The sequence below is a fragment of the Kitasatospora sp. NPDC048194 genome, from assembly GCF_043202455.1.
Lineage (GTDB): Bacteria > Actinomycetota > Actinomycetes > Streptomycetales > Streptomycetaceae > Kitasatospora.
In genome coordinates this window covers 1-23,957 of record NZ_JBIDAK010000001.1, presented here as the reverse complement: position 1 = coordinate 23,957, position 23,957 = coordinate 1, and the positions used below count along the sequence as shown (strand labels likewise).

The following is a 23,957-nucleotide window of genomic DNA, read 5'->3' as shown; positions in this document are numbered from 1 at the left end:
GGCCGACCCGGAGGCGAGGGGGACGAATGGGGCAGGATCCCGGATTCACCGTCAGGCCCGGCGAGTTGACCGCCGCCGGGAGCAACGCCGTGGCGGTCGCGGGGAAGGTCCCGGGCGAGACGGCGAAGCTGGCGGAGCCCAGCGGCAGGGCGGCCGGGGGCCTGCCGGGGTGGCGGAGCGCGGCGGCGCTGCAGAGGTGCGGCGCTGCGTGGAGGACGGTGCTGGACGGCCTCGCGGCCGACATGGAGTCGGCCGGCGGCAACCTCCTCACGTGCGCGCGGGCCTACCTGGACGCCGACCGCCTGCCGCCACCGGCCGCGGCCGGCGCCGCCCTGCTCGGCACGGGGGCGCCCGGGGCTTCCCGGGAGGCGGCGGCGTCCGGGCAGACCGGGCAGGCGGGGCAGGCGGGGCAGGCGGGGCAGGCGGCCGGGGCGCCCCTCTGACCGCGGCCGCGTGCCCCGCCTACCGCGGCGAGAAGTCCAGGACCACCGCGTCCTCCACCGGCCGGTACCCGATCTGCTGGTAGATGGAGTTGCTGGTCGGGTTGGACAGGTCCGTGTAGAGCAGCACCTCCTCCGCCCCCAGCCCGAGCACGTGCGCGCCGGCGGCGGACGTGACGGCGCTGGCGTAGCCGCGCCCGCGGTGTTCGACGGGCGTGTAGACGGGGCCGATGCGGGACATCCCGGCGATGACGGGGCTGGTTCCGGCCAGGGAGACGGGGTGTCCGCCGTCCTCCCAGAGGTGGAGGCCGCCGTGCGCGATCCTGCGGTCGACGGCCTGCGGCACGTCGGGGTGCCGGACGCGGGCCTCGGCCAGGAACCCGTGGTACCAGCGGATCGCCAACTCGCGGTCGGCCGGCCCGGCGAGCCGGTGGCGTCCGGCCGGGGGCCGCGGCGGCCCGGCCAACTCGGCCAGGCGGTAGAGCCGTTCATGGACCTGGACGGTCTGCGTGGCCCCGGTGGCGGCCGTCCAGGCCGCACCGAAGGCGTGGGCCGCCTCGGCTCCGCCGCCGACCCCGGTGACCTCGGTGAAACCGCTGCCGGCGGCGGCCAGTCGCACCGCCAGGTCGGCGGCCGCGGCGGGCGGCATGGCGGAGAGCCTGGGCGGGAAGGGCGGCGTCTGGAGGAAGGCGCCCTCGACGGGGCCGTCCTCCTCGCCGCGCCACCACCCGAAGACCGGCGGGCGGTCCCCGAAGGCGTCGAGTCCCGCTTCGGCGAGCTGGTGGGCGATGGTGATCAGGACGGTGTTCTCGGCCGGGCGGGCGGCGAACAGGTCGGCGGTCCGCTCGCGGAAGTCACCGAGCGAGGTGCTGAGGGTCCACGTCATGCGCCATGGTCACCCCGACCGACCGGCCCCCGCCAGCCGTTTTCGGCCGCCGGCCCTCCCCACCCGGCCTGCCGCGCCGTCCTGCTCCGGACCCTTCCTGCTCCCGCCCTCCCGCCCCGCCCTTCCTGCCCCCCGCCCTCCTGCTCCCGCCCTTCCTGCCCCGCCTACTCCACCGCCACCCCGAGCCGCTCGCCGAGCGCCGCCGGGTCCGTGGTCGGCGCGTCGCAGGCGAAGTGCCGGCACACGTACGCGGCGGGCGCCCCGTCGACCAGCGGCCGGTCGGCCAGCAGCGGCACCTCGCTGTCGCCCGGCTCCCCGACCGCGACGACGACCCCGGGCGTCGTCCCCAGCAGGGCGGCCCGCCGCAGCGCGGCGGTGGCCGGGTCCCCGGCGGGGCCGACGACGGCGACCTCGCGCGGCCCGTCCACCAGCGCCTCGGCGACGGCCAGACCCCAGCCGATGAACCGGGGGGCCCGCCCGGCCAGCGCGCCGACGATGCCGAGGGCGCGCTCGGCGGCCGTGCGGTGCCGGTCGGAGCCGGTGTACGCGGCGTACGTCAGCAGGGCTCCGGCGGCCGCCGTCCAGCCCGAGGGGGTGGCGTTGTCGGTCGGGTCCTGCGGTCGGCGGATGAGCTCCTCGGCGTCGTCGGCGGTGTCGTACAGCGCGCCGGAGGCCTCGTCGGTGAAGTGCTTGAGCACGGTGTCGAGCAGCCCGCCGGCCAGTTCCAGCCAGGAGGCCTCGCCGGTGACGGCGTACAGCGCGAGGAAGCCCTCGGCGGTGTCGGCGTAGTCCTCCAGGACGCCCGCGTTGCCGCCCGCCCGGCCGTCCCGGGAGGTGCGCAGCAGCCGCCCGTCGGAGGTGAGGTGGACGGCGAGCAGCAGATCGGCGGCGCGCTCGGCGGCGTCGACCAGGTCGGGGCGGTCCAGCAGGGCGCCGGTCTCGGCGAGCGCGGCGATGGCGAGGCCGTTCCAGGCGGCGACCACCTTGTCGTCCCGGGCCGGGGCGGGCCGGGCCGCACGCGCCTCGAACAGCCGGGCGCGGAGGCTCTCGTACTCGGCGAAGTCCTCGGGCTCGGCGAGGAGTTGGAGCACCGAGGTGCCGTGCTCGAAGGTGCCGTCGGCGGTGACGGTGAACAGCCGGGCGGCGGTGGCCGCGTCGGCCGGGCCGAGCAGGTCGACCAACTGGCCCGGCTCCCAGACGTAGTAGGCGCCCTCGGCGGTGCCGCCGGTCTCCTCGTCCAGGCTGTCGGCGTCCAGTGCGGAGGCGAACGCCCCCTCGGGCGTGCGGAGTTCACGCAGCAGGAAGTCCGCGGTGGACAGCGCGACCCGCCGGGCGAGCCCGGAGCCGGTGGCCCGCCACAGGTGCAGGTAGACGCGCAGCAGCAGGGCGTTGTCGTAGAGCATCTTCTCGAAGTGCGGCACCACCCAGCCGGCGTCCACCGAGTACCGGGCGAAGCCGCCGCCGAGCTGGTCGTGGATGCCGCCGCGGGCCATCGCCTCGGCGGTGCGCGCGGCCATCTCCAGGGCCGCCTCGGAGCCGGTCCTGGCGTGGTGGCGCAGCAGGAACTCGATCACCATCGCCGGGGGGAACTTGGGCGCCCCGCCGAAGCCGCCGCGCTGCTGGTCGAACTCCCGGCTGAGGGCGACCAGGGCCTGGTGCAGGTCGGCCTCGCCGGGCGGGTGGTGGGCGCCGGCCGAGTAGACGGCGGCCCGATCGGCCAGGTCGGCCCGGATCCGTCCGGCGACCTCGCCGACCTCCTGCCGCCGGTCCCGCCAGGCTGCGTCCACGCCCTCCAGCACCTGGCGGAAGGACGGCATCCCGTGCCGGGGCTGCGGCGGGAAGTAGGTCCCGAAGTAGAACGGCTCCTTCTCCGGCGTGAGGAACACCGTCATCGGCCAACCGCCCTGCCCGGTCGCCGCCTGCACGGCCTCCATGTACACGGCGTCGACGTCGGGCCGCTCCTCCCGGTCCACCTTGACCGCGACGAACCGCTCGTTCAGGTACCCGGCGAGCTCGGCGTCCTCGAAGCTCTCGTGCGCCATCACGTGGCACCAGTGGCAGGCAGCGTAGCCGACCGACAGCAGCACGGGCACCCCGCGCCGCTCCGCCTCCGAGAACGCCTCGGGGCTCCATTCCCACCAGTCGACGGGGTTCTCGGCGTGCTGCTGGAGGTACGGGGAGGTGGCATCGGCCAAGCGGTTCACCATGGCCGGAGTATCTCAGCCAGCTGACCCACTGTGCAGATGGCCGCGCCAACACGCCGAGGACGACAAGTGCGAGGATCACCCGGCGTTGCGCTGCCGCGACCAAGGGGGTCGGTGACGTGAACCAGCCCGCAGGAGGACCAACGATGCCGGAGCCGACGGCATAGTGATCGCTCGAGCCTGCGGGACCTGTGTCTTCAGCAGACGATCCAGCCACGGCGCGTGCTCAGCTACCTGGCTGCACGGTCGCACCTTCTCCACGCAGTGGGGCCAGCAACGCCGCTACTGCCATTGGTCCCACTGTTTTGGGCGATGAACGAGCCGGTGCCGTCCATCAGCGGGCATCAGCCTCGGGCCGGGGCAGTTCGTCCAGGTCGAGGGTGTAGGTCCGTCCGTCTGCCAGTTCGATGGGCAGCTTGCCCGAACCGTACTGGTGCGTGTGAGCCGCGATGTAGCCGGAGCCGGTGGGCTGGGTGTGGACGACGACCTCCGCGGCGTACGGGTCCACCACCACGTAGACCGGGATGCCATAGCGGCCGTACTTCGCGGTGCAGTCGTCGTAGTCCTTGCGCGCGGAGGAGACCGACACCACCTCGGCGATCAGCAGGACGTCCTCGAAGCCGTAGCGCTTGCCCTGCCGCTGCGCGTCCTCCCGCAGGATCGCGAAGTCCGGGGCCGAGTTCTCGTCGGCCGGGAAGTCGATGTACACGTCGGAGGCGGTCTTCGCGTGCCGGCCGAGCGAGAGCGAGTCGATCTGCATCGACTTGATCGTGCTGGAGTGCTCGAAGCTCTGCGGGGTCATGATCACCTTCCCGTCGGTACCGAAGAAGACCACGTACCCAGCGGGGAACTCAGTGTGCATGACCGCGTCTACGCTCATCACCGGCTCCTTCCTGTCGCCTCTCAGGATATGGGGCCACGGCTCCGCATGGGGTCCACTACGAGAGCCGGCCACGATGGCGTTGTACACACATGAGCAGCGGCAGGGGGTGCTACATCTCCACCCAGTCGTTCATCGTGCGTGGTCGCCGCGCTACTCTCTGGAAACGATCTAGCTCAGAGACCCTTGCTTCTGTACGTTCACTGGCACCAGTGACAGGCGGCGTACCCGACGGACAGCAGCACCGGCACCCCGCGCCGGCGCGCCTCCTCGAACGCCTCGGGGCCCCAGGGCCACCAGTCGACCGGGTTCTCGGCATGCTGCAGCAGGTACGGCGAGGTCGCGTCCGCGAGACGGTTCGGCATGCGCCCACCCTCCCGCATCCCGGGCGGGAGAGGGCCCACGGCGCGGCGCACCCGCGCGGCGGCAGCGCCTCCGGCGCAAGCCCGGCGGCCCAACGGGCCCGGTGCCCGGCGCGGCACCCCCCGCTGCCGCGCCGGGCCGCCGGGTCACTCCTTGGGAGCCTCCGGCTCCTCCGTGAAGTCGACCTTCTTGAACTGCCGGTTCATCGACTTGGCCAGGAACCAGGTCGCCACGCCGAGCGCGGCGAAGACGACGAAGCCGAGGAGACCGGGGGTGACCTTGGCGTCGTCGACGGCGAGATCAGCGGCGAGGTGGACGAGGTTCACGGGGGCGCTCATATCTCTATGGTGGCCCGGCTCACGGCGAGCCGGGCCGTCGGGGGGTGGGTCAGTCGCGCGTGTCGGCGGCCTCGGCCACCAGGCTGGGGGTGCGCAGGCCGGCGAACAGGTCGTCCTCCGGCAGGTCCACGTCCACCAGGGTACGGGCGAGCTCGTAGTCCTCGGTGGGCCAGACCTCGCGCTGGACCTCCAGCGGGACGCGGAACCACGGGCCGTCGGGGTCGATCTGGGTGGCGTGGGCGATCAGCGCGCGGTCGCGGGTCGGGAACCAGTCGTCGCAGCGCACCCGGGTGGTGATCTCGCGTTCCTTGCGGCCGCTCGCCTCCCAGCCGGCGATCCACTCGCCGTAGGGGGAGTCGAGGCCGTGCTCGGTGAGGTACTGGTGCAGCGCCCGGATGCGGCCCATCGGGAAGCCGTGGTTGTAGTAGAGCTTCAGCGGCTGCCAGGGCTCGCCGGCCTCGGGGTAGGCGTCCGGGTCTCCGGCGGCGTCGAAGGCCAGCATGGTGATCTTGTGGGTCATGATGTGGTCCGGGTGCGGGTACCCGCCGTTCTCGTCGTAGGTCGTGATGACCTGCGGCTTGAACTCGCGGATCAGCCGGACCAGCGGCTCGGCCGCCTCCTTGACGTCCTGCAGGGCGAAGCAGCCCTCGGGCAGCGGGGGCAGCGGGTCCCCCTCCGGCAGACCGGAGTCGACGAAGCCCAGCCACGCCTGCTTGATGCCGAGGATCGCCCGCGCCTCGTCCATCTCCTTGCGCCGGACCTCGTGGATGTTCTCCTCGATGTACGGGTCCCCCTGGAGCTTGGGGTTGAGGACCGACCCGCGCTCGCCCCCCGTGCAGGTGGCCACGAGCACGTCCACACCCTGGTCGACGTACATGGCCATGGTGGCCGCGCCCTTGCTGGACTCGTCGTCCGGGTGGGCGTGCACCGCCATCAGTCGCAACTGCTCAGTCAACGCCTTGCGTTCCTTCCACATCATCGGGCGTTCCGCGAACTCCCGGTCTGCCCACCGTACGAACCGCTCACGCGGGACCGCGTCGCCGCAAGGCCCACCCCGGCCGGGTGGCCGGCACGGCCGGGCCCCGCCCCCGCCGGACCGGCCGCGGGCGTGTCCCTCCTATAGTGACGGTCTGGAGGAGCGCCGCATTCCCCGCACCGCCCGCGCGGCCCCTCCCCGGGAAAGGACGAAGCCCGATGACTGCACGGAGCACCGCCGCCCAGCTGCCCGAGGGCCGCTACGGCCGGAGCGGCGACAGGGAGTCGGACCGCCGCCTGAAGGTGGTCGGCGCGGTCTGCGGCGTGCTCGGGCTGGGCCTGATCGCCTGGCTGGGGGGCTCCTACCTGCTGCGCGAGTCGAAGATCAACGGCTCGGTGCCGACCTTCCAGGTGCTGTCCGACTCCGAGGTCCGGCTGCACCTGACCGTGAGCAAGGACGACGGTACGGCGGGCACCTGCACGGTCCGTTCGCAGGGCGACGACCACGCGGTGGTCGGGGTGGCGGACTTCCCGGTGCCGGCTGCGGGCTCGAGCTACGAGGCCACCGTCACCCTGCGCACCACCGCCCGCGGCACCACCGCCGAGCTGCTCGGCTGCACCCCCGCGAAGTAGTCGCGCGGCGCCCGGCTGACGCCGGCGCGCGAGCCGCGGCGCAGGTGGCGGTCGGGCGGCGGGAGGCATATTCGTCGGGCAGAACGGGCATCCGTAGGAAGTCTCCCACCCGGTTCCTGTACACCGTGGCGTAACGCGGTCGTCAATGCCGCGCCAACGCCTCTCCCGTACGTCGGCGGGACTTGTTAGGCTCGTGGTTTCGCCCCTTCCGCACCGGATGGTACGGGAGCGGGCGTTGCTTTGTAGTTGAGACCGAAATCACCGACCGACCCTGCTGACGACTCACACCCTCAGCACAGCCCCCAGCACCTACGAGGAGCACCTGTGACCCAGACCAGTGAGAACGTGACCTGGCTCACTCAGGCCGGCTACGACCAGCTCAAGGCCGAGCTGGATCACCTGACCGGGCCCTGGCGCATCGAGATCGCTCAGAAGATCGAGGCGGCGCGCGAGGAGGGCGACCTCAAGGAGAACGCCGGTTACCACGCGGCGAAGGAGGAGCAGGGCAAGTACGAGCTGCGCATCCGCCAGCTGACCCAGCTGCTGGAGCGCGCCAAGGTCGGCGAGGCCCCGGCCGACTCGGGTGTGGTCGCCCCGGGCATGATCGTGACGGTCGCCTTCGACGGCGACGAGGACGACCTCATGGAGTTCCTGCTGGCCTCCCGCGAGGTCGCGAGCGCCGCCGACCTGGACGTCTACTCGCCGCAGTCCCCGCTGGGCCGCGCGATCGACGGCAAGCGGATCGGCGACGAGGCCACCTACGAGCTGCCGAACGGCAAGCCGGCCATGGTGAAGATCGTCAAGGTCGTGCCGTACACCGGCTGATCCGGCCCGCACCCACCGCCCGAGGGCGGCCGACGAGTCCACGGACCCGGCGGCCGCCCTCGGGCGTTCCGCACCCGCTGGTGCGAGCGGCTCGGCGGCTCAGCCCACGGCGGAGCGGTACTTGCGCACCGACAGCCAGGAGAACACCGCCGTGATCACCAGCGACCACAGCACCGAGACCAGCGCGGCGTGCTGCATCGGCCAGGCGTCGGGCACCGGCCCGACCTGGTTGCCGAAGAGGTTCCGGCAGGCCTGCACGGTGGCGCTGAACGGGTTCCAGTACGCGACGTCCTGGAGCCAGCCCGGCATCGAGCTGACCGGCACGAACGCGTTGGACACGAAGGTCAGCGGGAACAGCCAGATCAGCCCGGCCGAGGTGGCCGCCTCGGGACTGCGCACCGACAGGCCGATCAGCGCGCCGATCCAGGAGAAGGCGTAGCCGAGCAGCAGCAGCAGGCCGAACGCGGCGAGCGCCTTGAGCACCCCGTCGTGGATCCGCCAGCCGACCAGCAGCGCGACCAGCGCCAGCACGACCACGGTGAACGCCGTCTGGAACAGGTCCGCGAGGGTGCGGCCGACCAGCACCGCGGAGCGGGTCATCGGCAGCGAGCGGAAGCGGTCCACCAGCCCCTTGGTCATGTCCTCCGCGATGCCGGCCGAGGCGCCGGCCACCGCGAAGGTGACGGTCTGGGCGAAGATGCCGGCCATCAGGAACTGGATGTACGTGTGGGAGCTGGAGTTCGTCCCGGGGATCCTGATCGCCCCGCCCATGACGTACGAGAACAGCAGCACGAACATGACCGGCTGCATGAGCCCGAAGACCACGATCTCGGGGATCCGGGACATCCGGCGCAGGTTCCGCTTGGCGACCACCCAGGAGTCGTGCAGGGTGGCGTTCAGACCCCGGCGCTGGGCGGGCACCGCCGCGCCGATGGCGTGCTCGGTGGTGGTGCTCATCTCAGCGCTCCGTTCCGGCCGTGACGGCCTGCTGCTCGGGGCCGCCGCCGTCGGTGCCGTCCGTGCCGCGCGCGCCCCTGCCGCGACCCCGGCCGCCCCGACCGCGCGCCTTGGGGTGTTCGCCGCCGTCCTCCTCGGCCGTCTCCGCGGCGTGGCCGGTGAGGGTGAGGAACACGTCGTCCAGGGTGGGCCGGCGCAGTCCGATGTCGTCGATCTCGATGCCGCGGCCGTCCAGTTCGCGGATGGCGTCGGCGAGCACCCGGGCGCCCCCGCTGACCGGCACGGTGATCCTCCGGGTGTTCCGCTCCACCGCGGGCTCGCCGAGGGCGTAGCCGGACAGCGCGGCGACGGCGTCCGCGACCAGGCCCGGGTCGTGCACCACGACCTCGATCCGCTCCCCGCCGATCTGGGCCTTGAGCTGGTCGGCGGTGCCGCGGGCGATCACCCGCCCGTGGTCCACCACCGCGATGTCGTGGGCGAGGCGGTCGGCCTCCTCCAGGTACTGGGTGGTGAGCAGCAGCGTGGTGCCCTGCTCGACCAGCGTCTCGATGACCTCCCAGAGGGCGAGCCGGTTGCGCGGGTCGAGGCCGGTGGTGGGCTCGTCGAGGAACATCACCGGCGGCCGGACCACCAGCGCCGCCGCGAGGTCGAGCCGGCGGCGCATGCCGCCGGAGTACGTCTTGGCGGTGCGGTCCTTGGCCTCGGTCAGGTTGAACCACTCCAGCAGCTCCAGCGCGCGGGCCTTCGCCGCGCGGGTGCTCATCTGGTAGAGCTCGCCGACCATGGTGAGGTTCTCGAAGCCGGTCAGGTACTCGTCGACCGCCGCGTACTGACCGGACAGCCCGATCAGGCTGCGGACCCGGTTCGGGTGCTCGAGCACGTCGACGCCGGCCACCACCGCGCGGCCGGAGTCGGGGCGGAGCAGGGTGGTGAGGACGCGCACGGTGGTGGTCTTGCCGGCGCCGTTCGGGCCCAGCAGCCCGAGCACCGTCCCCTCGGGGACGTCGAGGCTGACGCCGTCCAGGGCTCGCACGTCACCGAAGGTCTTCACCAGGTTCTCGGCTTGGATGGCTGGCGCCATGGCCTGCCTCATCTCCTCGGACGATTCGGGCACTCTGTCCCACTCTGCCCGGATTTCGGGCATGCGGGCGACTCGGTTCGCGACCGCGGACGCGGACGCGATGTATCGCGAGCGAGCTTGGCAACTCGCGATACATCGCGTCAAGCGGATTTTCACGACCGGCCCCTCCCGACGGGACCCTCCCGGGCGGCCTCTCCGGCGAACCCGCCGCGGCCGGCGCCCGCCGCTGCGGATCCCCGGCACGCCCAGGCCGATCCCCCGCACGCCCAGCCCGATCCCCGGCGCCCTCAGCCGGAGACGACGTACCCCGCGTCCCGGAGCTCGCCGAGCACCAGCGCGCAGTGCTCCGGCCCCTTCGTCTCCAGGTGCAGGTCCACCTCCACCTCGGTCAGCCCGAGCTTCGGGTCGGTCCGCACGTGCGCGACGTCCAGCACGTTGGCGTCCACCCTGGTCAGCACGCCCAGCAAATCCGCCAGCGAACCCGGCTTGTCCGCCAGGCGCACCCGCAGCGACAGGTACCGCCCGGCCGCCGCCAGCCCGTGCCGCAGCACCCGCTGCATCAGCTGGGGGTCGATGTTGCCGCCGGACAGCACGGCCACCACCGGGCCCTCGAAGGAGCCAGGCCGTTCCAGCAGCGCCGCGATCGGCGCGGCTCCGGCCGGCTCGACGACCAGCTTCAACCGCTCCAGGCCGAGCAGCAGGGCCCGTGACAGCGCGTCCTCGGAGACGGTGCGGATGCCGTCCGCCAGCGTGTTGACCACCTCGAAGGGGATGTCCCCCGGGCGTCCTACCATGATCCCGTCGGCCATGGTGGCGTAGCGCTCCAGCGACACCGGCCGCCCGGCCGCCAGCGACGGCGGGTACGCGGCCGCGGCCGCCGCCTGCACCCCCACCACCCGGACGTCCGGCCGCAGCGGTTTGACCGCCGCCGCGATCCCGGCCAGCAGCCCGCCGCCGCCCACCCCGACCAGGATGGTGCGCACCTCGGGGCACTGCTCCAGGATCTCCAGCCCGACGGTCGCCTGTCCGGTGACGACGTCCCAGTGGTCGAAGGGGTGGAGGAACACCGCTCCGGTCGCCTCCGAGTACCGCTGCGCGGCCTGCAGCGCCTCGTCCACGGTGGCGCCGTGCAGCCGGACCTCGGCGCCGTACTCGCGGGTGGCCGCGACCTTCGGCAGCGGCGCCGCGACCGGCATGAAGACCGTCGAGTGCACCCCCAGCAGCGAGGCCGCCAGGGCCACGCCCTGGGCGTGGTTGCCGGCGCTCGCGGCCACCACCCCGCCGGCCCGTTGCACCGGCGAGAGTCCCGCGATCCGCACGTACGCCCCGCGCAGCTTGAACGAGCCGGTGCGCTGCAGGTTCTCGCACTTCAGGTGGACCGGCGAACCGACCAGCCCGGACAGGTGCCGGCTGCTCTCCATCGGGGTCACCCGGGCGACCCCGGCGAGCATCTTCTGGGCCCCGCGGACGTCGTCGAGGGTGAGCGGCCAGTTGTGCATGGCGCCAGCCTACGGCCGGCGGCGCCCCCGACCGGGGACGCCGGGGCTGTTCCCGGGCCCGCCCGGCCCGCGTACGCTGCTGCCTCTGAGCCTCTCTCACCGCACGACGATCGTGAGCCGCGATGACGACGACCTCGCCCCAGGCCACCGACCGAATCGAGCCCGTGCACACCCAACTCCAGTACCAGCTGGCGGTGTTCGCCCGCCGGATGGAACAGGTCCGGACCTCCGGCGGCGGCGTCGGGGCGCTGGACCGGGCCGCCTACCTGCTGCTCGACCGCCTGGACCGGCACGGACCGGCGAACGTCAAGGCGCTGGCCGAGGCGCTCGGCGTGGACTCCTCCACGGTGACCCGCCAGGTCGCCCCGCTGGTCGCGGCCGGGCTGGTCGGCCGGGTCCAGGACCCGGCCGACCGCCGCGCGGTTCGCCTCGCGCTGACCCCCGGCGGCTCCGGTCGGCTCGCCGAAGTCCGGGACGGCCGGGCGGAGTTGACCCGCAGGCTGACGGCCGACTGGCCGCCCGAGGAGCAGCGCGCGTTCTGCGCCCTGCTGGCCCGCTTCAACCACGCCATGGAGACGTACACCGCGGACCGGCAGGGGCAGTGACGGCCGCGTCCGGTCAGCCCAGGGCCTGCTGGAGGTCGGCCAGCAGGTCGTCGATCGACTCGATGCCCACCGAGACGCGCACCAGGTCGGCCGGCACCTCCAGCGGCGAACCGGCCGCCGAGGCGTGGGTCATCCGGCCCGGGTGCTCGATCAGCGACTCCACGCCGCCCAGGGACTCGCCCAGGGTGAACAGCCGGGCGCGGTTGCAGACCTCGACGGCCGACTCCTCGCCGCCCGCGACGCGGAACGAGACCATGCCGCCGAAGGCCTTCATCTGCTTGGCGGCGATGTCGTGGCCCGGGTGCTCGGGCAGCCCCGGGTAGAGCACCTGGCTGACCTTGGGGTGGGCCGCCAGCAGCTCGGCGACCTTCTCCGCGTTGGAGCTGTGCCGGTCCATCCGCACGCCCAGCGTCTTGATGCCGCGCAGCACCAGCCAGGCGTCGAACGGTCCGGAGACGGCGCCCATCGCGTTCTGGTGGTACGCGACCTCCTCGCCCAGCCCGGCCTCGGCCAGCACCAGTGCACCGCCGACCACGTCCGAGTGGCCGCCCATGTACTTGGTGGTGGAGTGCACGACCGCGTCCGCGCCGAGGGCGATCGGCTGCTGCAGGTACGGGCTGGCGAAGGTGTTGTCCACCACCAGCAGCGCGCCGGCGCCGTGCGCGACCTCGGCCAGCGCGGTCAGGTCGGTGATGCCCAGCAGCGGGTTGGACGGCGTCTCCACCCACACCGCGCGGGTGTTGGGGCGCAGCGCGGCGCGGACGTCCTCCAGGTCCTGGGTGTTGGCGACGGAGAACTCGACGCCCCAGCGGGTCAGCACCTTGGCGAACAGCCGGAAGGTGCCGCCGTAGGCGTCGTTGGGGATCACGATGTGGTCGCCCGGCTTGAGGATGGTGCGCAGCAGGGTGTCCTCGGCGGCCAGGCCGGAGGCGAAGGCGAGGCCGCGGGCGCCGCCCTCCAGCGCCGCGAGGCACTCCTCCAGCGCGGTGCGGGTCGGGTTGGCGCTGCGGCTGTACTCGTAGCCGCCCCGCAGGCCGCCCACCCCGTCCTGCTTGTAGGTGGACACCTGGTAGATCGGCGTGACGACGGCCCCGGTCTGGGGGTCTGCTTCCTGACCCGCGTGGATGGCGAGGGTCTCGAAGCCCTGGGGAAGCTGGTGCTCGGTCATGGCTCCGAGCCTAGTGGCCGTACGCCGGGGCGCTCGCCGGAATCCGCGGACGGCCCGGTGCGTTGAACCCTGCGCAGCCCCCTCATCCCCCGGGGGACCGTCGCTACCCGCTGGAGCAGGCCGTGATGTTCAGCCGCCACAAGACCTCGCTCGTCCCTTCCGACCAGGCGCTGCCCGGCCGCCAGGCCCCGGCGTTCGCCCTGACCGAGCCGCACACCGTCCTCGGCCACCCGCTGACCGGGCCGTACCCGGAGGGGCTGGAGGTGGCCGATTTCGGGCTGGGCTGCTTCTGGGGCGCCGAGCGGGTGTTCTGGCAGCTGCCCGGTGTCTGGACGACGCTGGTCGGCTACCAGGGCGGCTACACCCCGAACCCGACGTACGAGGAGGTGTGCAGCGGGCTGACCGGGCACACCGAGGCGGTGCGGGTGGTGTTCGACCCCGCGGTGGTCTCCTACGAGCGGCTGCTGAAGGCCTTCTGGGAGGCCCACGACCCGACGCAGGGCAACCGCCAGGGCAACGACGTGGGGACGCAGTACCGCTCGGCGGTCTACACCCACTCCCCCGCCCAGGCCGCCGCCGCGACCTCCTCGCGGGACGCCTTCCAGCCCGCGCTGACGGCGCTCGGCCACGGCCCGATCACCACCGAGATCGCCCCGGCCGGCCCGTTCTACCCGGCCGAGCCGTACCACCAGCAGTACCTGTCCGAGGCCAAGAACCGCAACGGCTACTGCGGTCTCGGCGGTACCGGCGCCTCCTGCCCGATCGGCGTCGCCCGCACCCAGGGCTGACCGGGGCCGGGCAAGGGTCGCCCGCACCCGGGGCCGGACCGAGCCGGCTCCGGGTCGGCCGCGTTCCGGCCGGGTCCGGCCGGGGCCGGCCGCCGGAGGTGCCCGCTGCCCCGGGCCGGGCGCAGACTGGAATGGCCAGCAGGGCCGGCCCGGTGCCGCGCCGGCGGCCGGGCCGCCCCCGTGGAGAGGAGTGCGCCATGTCCGGTCTGGTCCGCAAGAGCTTCGACGCCCCCGAGGAAGTCCGCCCCTTCGAGGAGGGCAAGGGAGAACTCCGCCTGATCAACGTGGACACCGGTCCGGTCGGCCGGGCCGTGTTCCAACCGGGGTGGCAGTGGTCCAAGCACGTGAAGCCGATCGCGAAGACCGACAGCTGCCAGGCGCCCCACATGGGGTACGTGATCTCCGGCCGGATGAAGATCGTCATGGACGACGGGCAGGAGGCCGAGTTCGGCCCCGGCGACTTCATGGTCTGCCCGCCCGGCCACGACGCCTGGGTGCTGGGCGACGACCCGTGCCTGATCGTCGACTGGCAGGGGTACGCGGACTACGCGAAGCGCTGACGGGCCCGGTCGCGCCCGCCGGGCGGCCCCGCGATCGGCTCCCTGCGGTCACCTGGCGCCGCCCGCCCCGGGCGGGCGGCGAGGGCCTGCCCGGGACGGTGTTCCCGGCTGGCCCCGGGGCGGTGTCCCGGGCTGACGCTCAGACGGCGCTGCCGGCCTTCCACTCGGCCCAGCTCAGGTTCCAGCCGTTCAGGCCGTTGTCGGGAGCGACGGTCTTGTCGCCCGAGTTCACGACCTCGACCACGTCGCCGACCATCGAGGACTTGTAGAACTTGTAGCCGTCCGTGCCGCTGTCCTGCGCGCCCTTGGCGTCCTGCAGGCCGACGCAGCCGTGGCTGGTGTTCTGGCTGCCGAAGATCGACGGCGAGGACCAGTAGTTGCCGTGGATGAAGGTGCCCGAGGTGGTGAGGCGCTGGGCGTGCGGCACGTCGGCGATGTCGTACTCGCTGCCCAGGTTGACGGTCTGCGAGTTCATCCGGGTCTGGGTGAACTGCTCGGAGATGACCATCTTGCCGCCCCAGGTGGTGTGCTCGGGGGCGCCGCCGGAGATCTTGTAGACGGCGGTGACCTGGCCGTCCGTGGTGACGGTGAGCTTCTTGGTGGCGAGGTCTGCGACGCTGGTCTGGGCGCGGCCGATGGTGAAGCTCACGTCCTTGGACTGGGTGCCGTAGACGCCCTTCGCGCCCTCGACGTCCTTGAGCCGGAGCTTGAGGGTGACCTTGGTGCCCTTGGCCCAGTACTCCTGCGGGCGGAAGTCGAGCCGGGTGCTGGAGAACCAGTGCCCGACGATCTCGACGCCCGGCTCGGCCGTGACGGTGATCGCCTGCTGGACGGCCTTGCGGTCGGTGATCGGCTTGCTGAAGTTGATCGAGACCGGCATGCCCACGCCGACCGTCGAGCCGTCCTCGGGGGTGAAGTAGCCGACGAAGGTGTTGGCCGGGGTCGCCGTGGTGAAGGTCGCGTTGGCGTCCGCCTCCAGCTTGTCCTTGTCGACGGCGGTGGCGGTGACGGAGTACTTGGTGCCACTGGCCGGGGCGGCGGCCGAGGTCCAGCCGGTGTTGTCGGCGGAGAGCTGGCCGGCCAGTTCCTTGCCGGTGGAGTCGGTGACCTTGACGCTGCTCAGGGTGCCGTTGCTGACGGTCACCTTGACCGGCTCGCTGAAGCTGGCGCCGGTGGCGCCGTCGGCCGGGGTGACGGTGATCACGGCGGCCGAGGTCTTCGGCGTGCTGCCGCCGCCGCCCGAGCCCTGGCTTCCGCCGGCCCCGGAGCCGCCGCTCCCGCTGCCGCCGCCGCTGTTGTCGTTGCAGGCCGCCAGCAGCATGACCGGCGCGCCGATCAGGCCCGCGAGCACTCCGCGTCGGCTCCAGTTGCTTCCGGCCACCCGCCCCTGACCGTCCCGTGCCGTCACGTCGCGTCTCCCTGCTGATCACCCGGGCATTTACGGATACAAAAACGCAATCCGCCCGGCCGCGGTTCCATCACCGAAGGGTAAGCGATCGTATGAGATGACCCAACTTCCCGACGAACAGGGAGGAAACGCCCAGCCGCCGAGGCGGACCGGGCGTTTCCGAGCGGTGACGGCAGGGCGGCGCTACTCGGCCGACTCCTCCACGGAGTACTCGTCCCACTCCTCGTTCTCGGGGTCGAACTCGGTCTGCGCCGACTCCCAGGTCGCCGAGGCGAGCTCGACGCCCGGCACGTCGCCGAGCAGCGCGACGGGGTCGATGAAGTGGGCGAGCGAACCCGACGGGTCCACCTCGATGGCCTCGACGGACTGGGCCCGCTCCTCGTCGTCGAGGTACTCGTCCTCGGCCACCTGCTGCAGGGCGGCCGCCTTGAGCGCGCCCTCGTCGGTGATCTCCGCGATCAGCTCGATCCTGAGCTTGACGTAACGCGGGGCGTCCTGGTCGGTCGTTTCAGTGCTGGTCATGCGTGCGAGCGTACGGGACCGCGGGCCCGTCGGCGCGCACGGCCGGGAAGGGGCGCCGGAAATCGCCGGGGCCCGCCGAAGGACCGGCGCGCGGGGGGCGGCGGGGGCGTACGGAAGGGACCGGCCCTCGATGGAGGACCGGTCCCTTCCGTCCGCGCGCCTCCCCCACCCGGGAGCCGCGCGGACGCGCCGTTCGGCGCGGTGTGCGCCGCGGGAACCGCCGCACCCTGTCGACCGGCCGGAGCCGGACAGGGGCGGGACGACGGCGCCTCCCGCGGAGGGCCCCTCCCTCCGATGCCGGTCGGGGAGGGCGGACACGGCGGCCGGGTCAGGACCGTCCGACGTGTCCGGAGCCGACCGCGTCCACCGGGGAGCCGCTCCCGGTGGTCCACCGCCGTCTCGCTCGGCGTCTTGCCGTTGACCACCACGATGCCGGAGCGTTGTTAACCCCGTGCTGCGGTCAGGTGACGCGGGTGTACCACTTCGCCCGTGGACGAACCCGGCCGGATCCGCCACGGGCGAAGGAGGGTGACCGGGCGTCAGTGCGCGCTGCGGGTGGCCAGGAAGCCCAGCAGGTCCTGCCGGGTGACGATGCCGTGCGGCTTGCCCTCCACCAGCACGACCGCCGCGTCGGCCTTCTCCAGCACGGTCATCAGGTTGGTGACGGTCTCGCCGGAGCCGACCACCGGCAGCGGCTTGGACATCACCTTGTCGAGGGTGTCGGTGAGCTCGATCTCCTTCGCGAAGACGCCCTCCAGCAGCAGCTTCTCCGCCACCGAGCCGATCACCTCGCCGGCCATGATGTCCGGGTGCCCGGCGCCCGGGGAGACCACCGGCATCTGCGAGACGCCGTACTCGCGCAGCACCCGGACCGCCTCGGCGACCGTCTCGTTCGGGTGCATGTGGACGAACTGCGGGATGCCGCCCTGCTCGATGGCCTCCTTGCGGGCCAGCACCTCGCCGATGTGGGCCTCGTCGGTGGACGAGGGCAGGAAGCCGTAGTCGGCCATCCAGTCGTCGTTGAAGATCTTCGACAGGTAGCCGCGGCCGCCGTCCGGCAGCAGCACGACCACGACGTCGTCGGGCCCGAGCTCACGGGCCACCTCCAGCGCGGCCACCACGGCCATGCCGCAGGAGCCGCCGACCAGCAGGCCCTCCTCCTTGGCCAGGCGGCGGGTCATCTGGAACGAGTCCTTGTCGGAGACGGCGACGATCCCGTCCGCGACGCTGCGGTCGTAGGCGGTCGGCCAGAAGTCCTCACCGACGCCCTCGACCAGGTACGGACGGCCGGTGCCGCCGGAGTAGACCGAGCCCTCCGGGTCGGCGCCGATCACCTTGACCTTGCCGCCGGAGACCTCCTTCAGGTAGTTGCCGGTGCCCGAGATGGTGCCGCCGGTGCCGACGCCGGCCACGAAGTGGGTGATCCGGCCCTCGGTCTGCTCCCACAGCTCCGGCCCGGTGGAGTGGTAGTGCGAGGCCGGGTTGTCCGGGTTGGAGTACTGGTCCGGCTTCCAGGCGTTCGGGGTCTCGCGCACCAGGCGGTCGGAGACGTTGTAGTAGGAGTCCGGGTGCTCCGGGGCGACGGCGGTCGGGCAGACGACCACCTCGGCGCCGTACGCACGCAGGGTGTTGATCTTGTCGGTGGACACCTTGTCGGGGCAGACGAAGATGCACTTGTAGCCCTTCTGCTGGGCCACGATCGCCAGGCCGACACCGGTGTTGCCGGAGGTGGGCTCGACGATGGTGCCGCCCGGCTTGAGGGCCCCCGAGGCCTCGGCGGCCTCGATCATGCGCATCGCGATGCGGTCCTTCACCGAGCCGCCGGGGTTGAAGTACTCGACCTTCGCCAGCACTGTCGCGCTGATGCCCTCGGTGACCTTGTTGAGCTTGACCAGCGGCGTGTTGCCGACCAGGTCGATGATCGAGTTGTGGTACCGCACGGGGGTCCTCCCGGTCTTTGGGCATGCGAGTGCATTCGGTTCGGTACTGCAAAGCCTAGGGCGTGGGCGGCGCCCCGGGATTCCCCTCGGGCGCAGCTCCCCCAATGGCCCACCCGCGCCGCCGCCCCCGGTAGCCGCACCCGCCATCCGGGTAAGAGCGCTGTGCAGGCACTGCCGTGTCCCCCGAGGGGGCGGCACGAGGACGCGAAGGGGGCACCGGATGCCAGGCGCACAGGACTCGCGGGCCCGGGTGGCCCGGCGGATCGCCACCGCGGCGGCGTACGGCGGCGGCGGCCTCGGCCTGATCGGCGTGGGCCTGGTCGGCCTGCTGCTGACCGAGAGCAAGCTCGCCATCCAGGCCATCGGCATCCTGGAGACCCTCCCGCCCAAGGCCGACGGCGTCTACGGCGAGGCCTTCGCCGACCGCGCCGCCGCTCCCCAGCCGCCGCTGGTGCTGGCCGTCCTCGGCGACTCGACCGGGGCCGGCCTGGGCGTGGCACGCGCCCGCGAGACCCCGGGCGCCCTGCTGGCCGCGGGCCTGGCCTCGGTGGCCGAGCGCCCGGTGCGGCTGGTCAACGTGGCCCGCTCCGGCGGCCGCTCCGCCGACCTCTCCGGCCAGCTGGAGCAGGCCCTGCCGCACCACCCGGACATCGCCGTGATCATGATCGGCGCCAACGACGTGACCCGGCACAGCCCGGCCCAGGACGCCGTCCGCCGGCTCGGCGAGGCCGTGGCCGCCCTGCGCGCCAACGGCTGCGAGGTGGTGGTGGGCACCTGTCCGGACCTCGGGACGATCAAGCCGGTGCGCCCGCCGCTGCGCTGGGTGGCCCGCCGGCTCAGCCGCCAGCTGGCCGCCGCGCAGACCATCGCGGTGGTGGAGGCGGGCGGCCGCACCGTCTCGCTGGGTTCGCTGCTGGGCCCGGAGTTCGCCGCCCGGCCCGAGATGTTCGCCGCCGACCGCTACCACCCCTCCGCCCAGGGCTACGCCACCGCCGCGATGGCCGTCCTGCCCTCGGTCTGCGCGGCGCTCGGCCTGTGGCCGGAGGAGGAGCGCCCGAGCGCCCCCGTCCCGGGCGAGGCCGTGCTGCCGGTCGAGGTGGCCGCCGCGGCGGCCGCCGGGCGGGAGGGCACCGAGGTGGCGGCCGTGGGCGCGGAGGGCGCGGGCCGGCGCTGGGCCCTGCTGCGGCACCGGCTGCGGGTCGGCCCGCCGGGCCCGGAGAGCGGTCGGGCGGGCGACCGGGGCCAGGGCGCGGGACCGGGGAATACGTCGGCCAGCTCACACGCTGGAGCCGGTGACGCTTGAGCTACCAAGCGGTAGCTTTCCTCCGGACCGCCGGTCCGCCGTAACCCAGCGAGGAGCCCGCCATGCCCGAAGCCGTCATCGTCAGCGCCGCCCGTTCGCCGATCGGCCGGGCCTTCAAGGGCTCGCTCAAGGACGTCCGCCCGGACGACCTGACCGCCCACATCATCCAGGCCGCCCTGGCCAAGGTCCCGCAGCTCGACCCGCGCGAGATCGACGACCTGATGCTCGGCTGCGGCCTGCCCGGCGGCGAGCAGGGCCACAACCTGGCCCGCATCGTGGCGGTGCAGATGGGCATGGACTACCTGCCCGGCACCACCATCACCCGCTACTGCTCCTCCTCGCTGCAGACCACGCGCATGGCGCTGCACGCGATCAAGGCCGGCGAGGGCGACGTCTTCCTCTCCGCCGGTGTGGAGACCGTCTCGCGCAGCGTCAACGGCACCTCCGACGGCCTGCCCGGCACCATGAACCCGCTCTTCGACGAGGCCCAGGCGCGCACCAGGAAGCGCGCCGAGGAGGGCGGCGGCGAGTGGCACGACCCGCGCGAGGACGGCCTGCTGCCGGACGCCTACATCGCGATGGGCCAGACCGCCGAGAACCTGGCCGCGCTCAAGGGCATCACCCGCGCCGAGCAGGACGAGTTCGGCGTCCGCTCGCAGAACCTCGCCGAGGCCGCCATCAAGGCCGGCTTCTGGGAGCGCGAGATCACCCCGGTCACCCTGCCGGACGGCACCGTGGTCAGCACGGACGACGGCCCGCGCGCCGGCGTCACGCTGGAGGGCGTCTCCGGTCTGAAGCCGGTCTTCCGCCCGGACGGCACCGTCACCGCCGGCAACTGCTGCCCGCTGAACGACGGCGCCGCGGCGCTGGTCATCATGTCCGACACCAAGGCCCGGGAGCTCGGCATCACCCCGCTCGCCCGGGTGGTGTCCACCGGCGTCAGCGCCCTCTCCCCGGAGATCATGGGCTACGGCCCGGTCGAGGCGTCCAAGCAGGCGCTCAAGCGCGCCGGCCTGACCATCGGCGACATCGACCTGGTCGAGATCAACGAGGCCTTCGCGGCCCAGGTGATCCCCTCCTACCGGGACCTCGGCGTCGACCTGGACAAGCTGAACGTGAACGGCGGCGCCATCGCCGTCGGCCACCCCTTCGGCATGACCGGCGCCCGCATCACCACCACGCTGATCAACTCCCTGCAGTGGCACGACAAGCAGTTCGGGCTGGAGACCATGTGCGTCGGCGGCGGCCAGGGCATGGCCATGGTCATCGAGCGCCTCAGCTGACCACGGGGAGCCGCTCCCGGGGGTCTGGACCACCCGTTTGGAGTGACCTAGCGTAATTGAGGGCCGGATCACACCGAGAGGTCGATCCGGCCCTCTTCCTGTTCGTTTCCGACCCGGAAATCGACAGTACGGAGCGGATCAACTCCGCTGCGTAGAACGGTTTTACCTAACAATTTGGGGACAAGAGCGAAAGTTCTGGACGAATTAGACATTCGCCACTGCGGTCACAGCCCCCGATGCGGCAGTGTGGAGACGTAACCCCGTCCCGCTCCTCGCTAGGAGTACGTTCCGTGAGCGCCGTCTACACCATCCTGCTGCTGATCCTGATCGCCGTGTCGAGCGCCGTCCTGCTCCACCTGCGGGGAGTCTCCCGCCGGTTGGACGCGCAGGCCGCGACCCGGACGGCACCCGCACCGGTCGACGAGGCCGCGATACGCCGGGCCGTCACCGAGGCGCTCGCCGCCGACCGCGAGCGGGAGATCACCGAGGCCCGGGCCTTCTGGGCCGAGCAGGAGGCCCGCGCGGCCGAGGACGCGCCACTGTTCGACTCCCCCTTCACCGGGGCGTTCACCGGCACCGACGAGTGGCCGCTGTTCTTCCCCCGCCCCATCGGCCCGCAGGACGCCGCGGACAACGCCGGGACGATGGACCCGGAGTTCGGCGAGGCGCTGCGCGCCGCGCTGGAGGACCTGCTCGACGACGGCGGCACCGGCCCGGCCGCGCCCGGCCCCGAGGGCGGCGCCCCGCTGCGCCCCGGCCACCCGCTCGGCGAGGCCGGCAAGGACGTCCAGTCCCGGCGCGAGGCCGACCTGCTGGCCACCGGCCTGGAGGCCGGACTGCTGGACGCCGAGCCCGCCGTGGACGACGCCCCGGTCGCCGCGCCCGACCCGCGCCGCCACCCCTCCCACCCCGACTTCGTGCCCAGCCAGGCGCCCTCCCGCGAGTGGACCGACACCCGGCTGACCGCCCTCGCCGAGCAGGCCGTCGCCCTGGTCGACGTCCGCCCGGGCCCGATGGGCACCCTGGACGTGTACGCCTTCGCCGACGGCACCACGCTGTGCGTGGCCCCGGGCGACCGCGAGGCCGCCTACCGGCTGATCGACGCGGTCCGCGCCGGTGAGCACGTCCGGCTGCTCGGCGGCTCGCGCTTCTCCGGCTCGTACTCGCTGACCTTCTCCACCGACGAGGAGGCCGTCTACGTGCTCGCCGACCGCGTGGTCGCCAGCATCTGACACCGGATCACGCGCACCGCTCCCATGCGGCGGGTCCGAAGGCCGGCCGGGTCACGGGGTTACCGACCCGGCCGGCCTTCGGCGTACCCGCCCCCCGGGAGGCCTCAGGCGCAGAGCGCGGCCGTCTCCCGCACCGCGGCCACCGCCCGGGCCAGCACCTCGTCCACGGCCACCGGCCCCTCCGGCAGCGCCAGCTCGGCGCTCCCGGGCAGCGCCGCCAGTGCGGCCGCCAGGTCGTGGCCGGCGACGGCCAGCTGGTCCCCGACCGCGAAGGGCCCGGCGTCCGGGAACTCCCGCCCGGCGGCCTCCCCCTCCGCGGCCAGCGCCAGCGCGGCCAACCGCCGGGCCAGCGCCAGCACCGCGGCGGCACGCGAGGCGTGCCCCGGCACCGCCCCCAGCAACCTGCTCTGCGGCAGCGAGCGGAAACGATCCGCCAGGGAGTCCACGGCTTCGACCAGGGGTTGAACGTCACGCATGCAGAGCAGCCTAGGGGCTGTTCCGGCCTGGACGCCGCCGGGCCCCGGAGCGGTTCGCTCCGGGGCCCGGCGGCAGTGGTGAGGGCGAGGGTGCGTCAGTCGTCGCCGCGCAGGATCGCGATCAGCCGCAGCATCTCCATGTAGATCCAGACCAGCGACAGGGTCAGCCCGAAGGCGGCCCGCCAGGACTCGCGCTGCGGAGCCCCCTGGGCGATGGCCGTCTCGATCTCCGCGAAGTCCAGCGACAGGAAGAACGCGCCGAGGCCGACGCCGACCAGGCCGACCACGATGCCGAGCGGGCCCGAGCGCAGGCCCATGTCGGCGCCGAAGGCCGTCGCGACGACGTTGACCAGCATCAGCAGCACGAAGCCCATGGCGACCGCGATGCCGACCCGGGTGTAGCGGGCGGTGACCCGGATCCTGCCGCTCTTGTAGGCGAACAGCATCGCTGCGAAGACCGCCGCCGTACCCAGCACCGCCTGGATCACGATGCCGTTCAGGATGGTGTTCAGCGCGTGCGACCACGCGCCCATCGCGAAGCCCTGGAGAGCCGCGTACAGCAGGATCAGCGGCGGGCTGACGCTGCGCTTGAAGGAGGCCACCAGGCCGACCACCATGGCCACGACGCTGGCGGCGATCGCGAAGCCGTAGTTCTCGAAGGGCAGCGCGAACCAGGCCACCGCGCCGGCTGCGACCAGGGTGAGCAGCGTCATGGCGGTGCGGGCGACCACGTCGTCGAGCGTCATCCGCCCGGTGGCCGCCGGGCCGGCGGACGGCCCGTTGTACAGGTCGTACAGCTGCTCGTCCGTCAGCGGGCCCTGCCCCTGCGGCTGGGCGTAGGGGGTGCCCGCGTACGGGTTTCCGTACGGGCTCCCGGCCTGCGCGGTGGTACCGAACCCCGCGTAGCCGGGCTCGCGGGTGAAGGACCCCTCCCGCGAGAAGACCGGGTTGCTGCTTCTCATTGCTCATTCCCTCCGTGGCGGCACTGCACCGCCCCGCGCACCAGGGTAATGGCTTGGCAAAGGATTCGGGATACGCCGCGAGGAGGATCCGTCGAACGTCTCGCGGCGGGGACGCCGACGGCGCCCCCGCGGGTCGAGTGGTGCCCGGAGCCGGACTCGAACCGGCACGGCCTCGCGGCCAAGCAGTTTTAAGCTGCCCGTGTCTGCGTTCCACCATCCGGGCGTCCTGCGAAAGCACCCCTGAGCCTAGTCGCCCGGCTCACCCTTTCGCATGTTCCCGGCCCGGGAAGTTGTCATGTTTCCTTGCCATCTGACGAACAGTTCGAGATTTCGGCCACGAAGCACAGCGATCCGGCCACCGGGCCCGCCTCAGGGTCACCGTCATACCGCAGGAGGACGGCCCTGCCCCTCCCGTACGCCCGGCGGTGGTGGGACCAACCGTTCGACGGAGCGACGCCAGACCATGATCACACCCCGGAGCATGGAGGTACGCGTCAGTCAGCCAGCAAGGAGAGCACCCCGTGACCACGTCGACCGCCACCGCCGTCCGCACCGCGGCCGCCCGCGCCACCGGCCTGAACAAGGTCTACGGGGAGGGGGAGACCCGCGTCGTCGCCCTCGACGACGTC

General features: G+C 73.0%; 23 protein-coding genes, 1 tRNA gene and 2 pseudogenes. 10 read left to right on the top strand and 16 right to left on the bottom strand.

The features are described from left to right. Window positions 1–26: 26 nt before the first annotated feature. Window positions 27–443: a hypothetical protein gene (locus tag ACGF07_RS00130; protein ID WP_392894113.1), complete on the top strand. Its 417-nt coding sequence runs from the start codon at window positions 27–29 to the stop codon at window positions 441–443. 19 nt (window positions 444–462) lie between these two features. On the opposite strand, the gene ACGF07_RS00125 is transcribed toward ACGF07_RS00130, so the two are convergent. The 6 genes and pseudogenes from ACGF07_RS00125 to mca form a co-directional block, all read right to left on the bottom strand. Beyond that, window positions 463–1,326, bottom strand: a complete 864-nt coding sequence (locus ACGF07_RS00125) for a GNAT family N-acetyltransferase (protein WP_392894111.1) — start codon at window positions 1,324–1,326, stop codon at window positions 463–465. Between the two features lie 164 nt (window positions 1,327–1,490). Continuing rightward, on the bottom strand, window positions 1,491–3,533 hold the full coding sequence (locus ACGF07_RS00120; protein ID WP_392894109.1) for a thioredoxin domain-containing protein: 2,043 nt from the start codon (window positions 3,531–3,533) through the stop codon (window positions 1,491–1,493). A gap of 331 nt (window positions 3,534–3,864) precedes the next feature. Continuing rightward, complete coding sequence (locus tag ACGF07_RS00115) at window positions 3,865–4,410, bottom strand: Uma2 family endonuclease (protein ID WP_392894107.1); 546 nt, start codon at window positions 4,408–4,410, stop codon at window positions 3,865–3,867. 206 nt (window positions 4,411–4,616) lie between these two features. After that, window positions 4,617–4,775: pseudogene (locus tag ACGF07_RS00110) on the bottom strand (DUF255 domain-containing protein); the annotation flags it as partial. 144 nt (window positions 4,776–4,919) lie between these two features. Then, window positions 4,920–5,111, bottom strand: coding sequence for a hypothetical protein (locus tag ACGF07_RS00105; protein ID WP_031076542.1), 192 nt, complete (start codon window positions 5,109–5,111; stop codon window positions 4,920–4,922). A gap of 49 nt (window positions 5,112–5,160) precedes the next feature. Further along, a complete protein-coding gene (gene mca, locus ACGF07_RS00100) occupies window positions 5,161–6,066 on the bottom strand; it encodes a mycothiol conjugate amidase Mca (protein ID WP_350750189.1) in 906 nt (301 codons plus the stop codon). A gap of 239 nt (window positions 6,067–6,305) precedes the next feature. Between mca and ACGF07_RS00095 the strand changes: the two genes are divergently transcribed. Next, window positions 6,306–6,719, top strand: coding sequence for a DUF4307 domain-containing protein (locus ACGF07_RS00095; protein ID WP_350750191.1), 414 nt, complete (start codon window positions 6,306–6,308; stop codon window positions 6,717–6,719). Window positions 6,720–7,043: 324 nt separating this feature from the next. Further along, window positions 7,044–7,544: a transcription elongation factor GreA gene (gene greA, locus ACGF07_RS00090; RefSeq protein WP_350750193.1), complete on the top strand. Its 501-nt coding sequence runs from the start codon at window positions 7,044–7,046 to the stop codon at window positions 7,542–7,544. A 99-nt stretch (window positions 7,545–7,643) separates the two neighbouring features. Here the strand turns inward: greA and ACGF07_RS00085 are convergent, their stop codons facing one another. The 3 genes from ACGF07_RS00085 to ilvA all read right to left on the bottom strand — a co-directional run bounded on the left by ACGF07_RS00085 (window position 7,644) and on the right by ilvA (window position 11,081). After that, window positions 7,644–8,501 carry an ABC transporter permease gene (locus tag ACGF07_RS00085; protein WP_350749944.1) on the bottom strand — a complete coding sequence of 286 codons (858 nt, stop codon included), beginning with the start codon at window positions 8,499–8,501 and terminating at the stop codon, window positions 7,644–7,646. 1 nt (window position 8,502) lies between these two features. Beyond that, the gene (locus ACGF07_RS00080) at window positions 8,503–9,582 is read right to left on the bottom strand and encodes an ATP-binding cassette domain-containing protein (RefSeq protein WP_392894104.1); all 1,080 of its coding nucleotides are present in this window, start codon (window positions 9,580–9,582) and stop codon (window positions 8,503–8,505) included. Window positions 9,583–9,869: 287 nt separating this feature from the next. Then, window positions 9,870–11,081, bottom strand: coding sequence for a threonine ammonia-lyase (gene ilvA, locus ACGF07_RS00075; RefSeq protein WP_392894102.1), 1,212 nt, complete (start codon window positions 11,079–11,081; stop codon window positions 9,870–9,872). 122 nt (window positions 11,082–11,203) lie between these two features. Between ilvA and ACGF07_RS00070 the strand changes: the two genes are divergently transcribed. Then, entirely contained in the window at window positions 11,204–11,686 is a 483-nt protein-coding gene (locus ACGF07_RS00070) for a MarR family winged helix-turn-helix transcriptional regulator (RefSeq protein WP_392894100.1), read from the top strand. 13 nt (window positions 11,687–11,699) lie between these two features. Here the strand turns inward: ACGF07_RS00070 and ACGF07_RS00065 are convergent, their stop codons facing one another. After that, window positions 11,700–12,854, bottom strand: coding sequence for a cystathionine gamma-synthase (locus ACGF07_RS00065; RefSeq protein WP_392894099.1), 1,155 nt, complete (start codon window positions 12,852–12,854; stop codon window positions 11,700–11,702). A gap of 125 nt (window positions 12,855–12,979) precedes the next feature. Between ACGF07_RS00065 and msrA the strand changes: the two genes are divergently transcribed. Next, window positions 12,980–13,642: a peptide-methionine (S)-S-oxide reductase MsrA gene (msrA, locus tag ACGF07_RS00060; RefSeq protein ID WP_392894097.1), complete on the top strand. Its 663-nt coding sequence runs from the start codon at window positions 12,980–12,982 to the stop codon at window positions 13,640–13,642. A 197-nt stretch (window positions 13,643–13,839) separates the two neighbouring features. After that, the gene (locus tag ACGF07_RS00055) at window positions 13,840–14,202 is read left to right on the top strand and encodes a cupin domain-containing protein (RefSeq protein ID WP_350747127.1); all 363 of its coding nucleotides are present in this window, start codon (window positions 13,840–13,842) and stop codon (window positions 14,200–14,202) included. Between the two features lie 139 nt (window positions 14,203–14,341). Here the strand turns inward: ACGF07_RS00055 and ACGF07_RS00050 are convergent, their stop codons facing one another. The 3 genes from ACGF07_RS00050 to ACGF07_RS00040 all read right to left on the bottom strand — a co-directional run bounded on the left by ACGF07_RS00050 (window position 14,342) and on the right by ACGF07_RS00040 (window position 18,072). Then, window positions 14,342–15,523, bottom strand: coding sequence for an Ig-like domain-containing protein (locus ACGF07_RS00050; RefSeq protein ID WP_350747135.1), 1,182 nt, complete (start codon window positions 15,521–15,523; stop codon window positions 14,342–14,344). Window positions 15,524–15,793: 270 nt separating this feature from the next. Then, a complete protein-coding gene (locus tag ACGF07_RS00045) occupies window positions 15,794–16,132 on the bottom strand; it encodes a hypothetical protein (RefSeq protein WP_350747125.1) in 339 nt (112 codons plus the stop codon). A 539-nt stretch (window positions 16,133–16,671) separates the two neighbouring features. Then, on the bottom strand, window positions 16,672–18,072 hold the full coding sequence (locus tag ACGF07_RS00040; RefSeq protein ID WP_350747122.1) for a cystathionine beta-synthase: 1,401 nt from the start codon (window positions 18,070–18,072) through the stop codon (window positions 16,672–16,674). A gap of 220 nt (window positions 18,073–18,292) precedes the next feature. Between ACGF07_RS00040 and ACGF07_RS00035 the strand changes: the two genes are divergently transcribed. The 3 genes from ACGF07_RS00035 (at window position 18,293) to ACGF07_RS00025 (ending at window position 21,890) form a co-directional block, all read left to right on the top strand. After that, window positions 18,293–19,375 carry an SGNH/GDSL hydrolase family protein gene (locus tag ACGF07_RS00035; protein WP_392894093.1) on the top strand — a complete coding sequence of 361 codons (1,083 nt, stop codon included), beginning with the start codon at window positions 18,293–18,295 and terminating at the stop codon, window positions 19,373–19,375. 62 nt (window positions 19,376–19,437) lie between these two features. Next, window positions 19,438–20,658, top strand: a complete 1,221-nt coding sequence (locus ACGF07_RS00030) for an acetyl-CoA C-acetyltransferase (protein ID WP_392894091.1) — start codon at window positions 19,438–19,440, stop codon at window positions 20,656–20,658. A gap of 290 nt (window positions 20,659–20,948) precedes the next feature. After that, window positions 20,949–21,890: a hypothetical protein gene (locus ACGF07_RS00025; RefSeq protein WP_392894090.1), complete on the top strand. Its 942-nt coding sequence runs from the start codon at window positions 20,949–20,951 to the stop codon at window positions 21,888–21,890. Between the two features lie 104 nt (window positions 21,891–21,994). On the opposite strand, the gene ACGF07_RS00020 is transcribed toward ACGF07_RS00025, so the two are convergent. The 3 genes from ACGF07_RS00020 to ACGF07_RS00010 form a co-directional block, all read right to left on the bottom strand. After that, window positions 21,995–22,366, bottom strand: a complete 372-nt coding sequence (locus ACGF07_RS00020; protein WP_350747110.1) for a hypothetical protein — start codon at window positions 22,364–22,366, stop codon at window positions 21,995–21,997. A 95-nt stretch (window positions 22,367–22,461) separates the two neighbouring features. Next, on the bottom strand, window positions 22,462–23,328 hold the full coding sequence (locus ACGF07_RS00015; RefSeq protein WP_350750356.1) for a Bax inhibitor-1/YccA family protein: 867 nt from the start codon (window positions 23,326–23,328) through the stop codon (window positions 22,462–22,464). Window positions 23,329–23,466: 138 nt separating this feature from the next. Continuing rightward, window positions 23,467–23,551: transfer RNA gene (locus ACGF07_RS00010), tRNA-Leu, on the bottom strand. Between the two features lie 298 nt (window positions 23,552–23,849). Here ACGF07_RS00010 and ACGF07_RS00005 point away from each other — a divergent pair. Next, window positions 23,850–23,957, top strand: a pseudogene (locus tag ACGF07_RS00005) (ABC transporter ATP-binding protein); the annotation flags it as partial.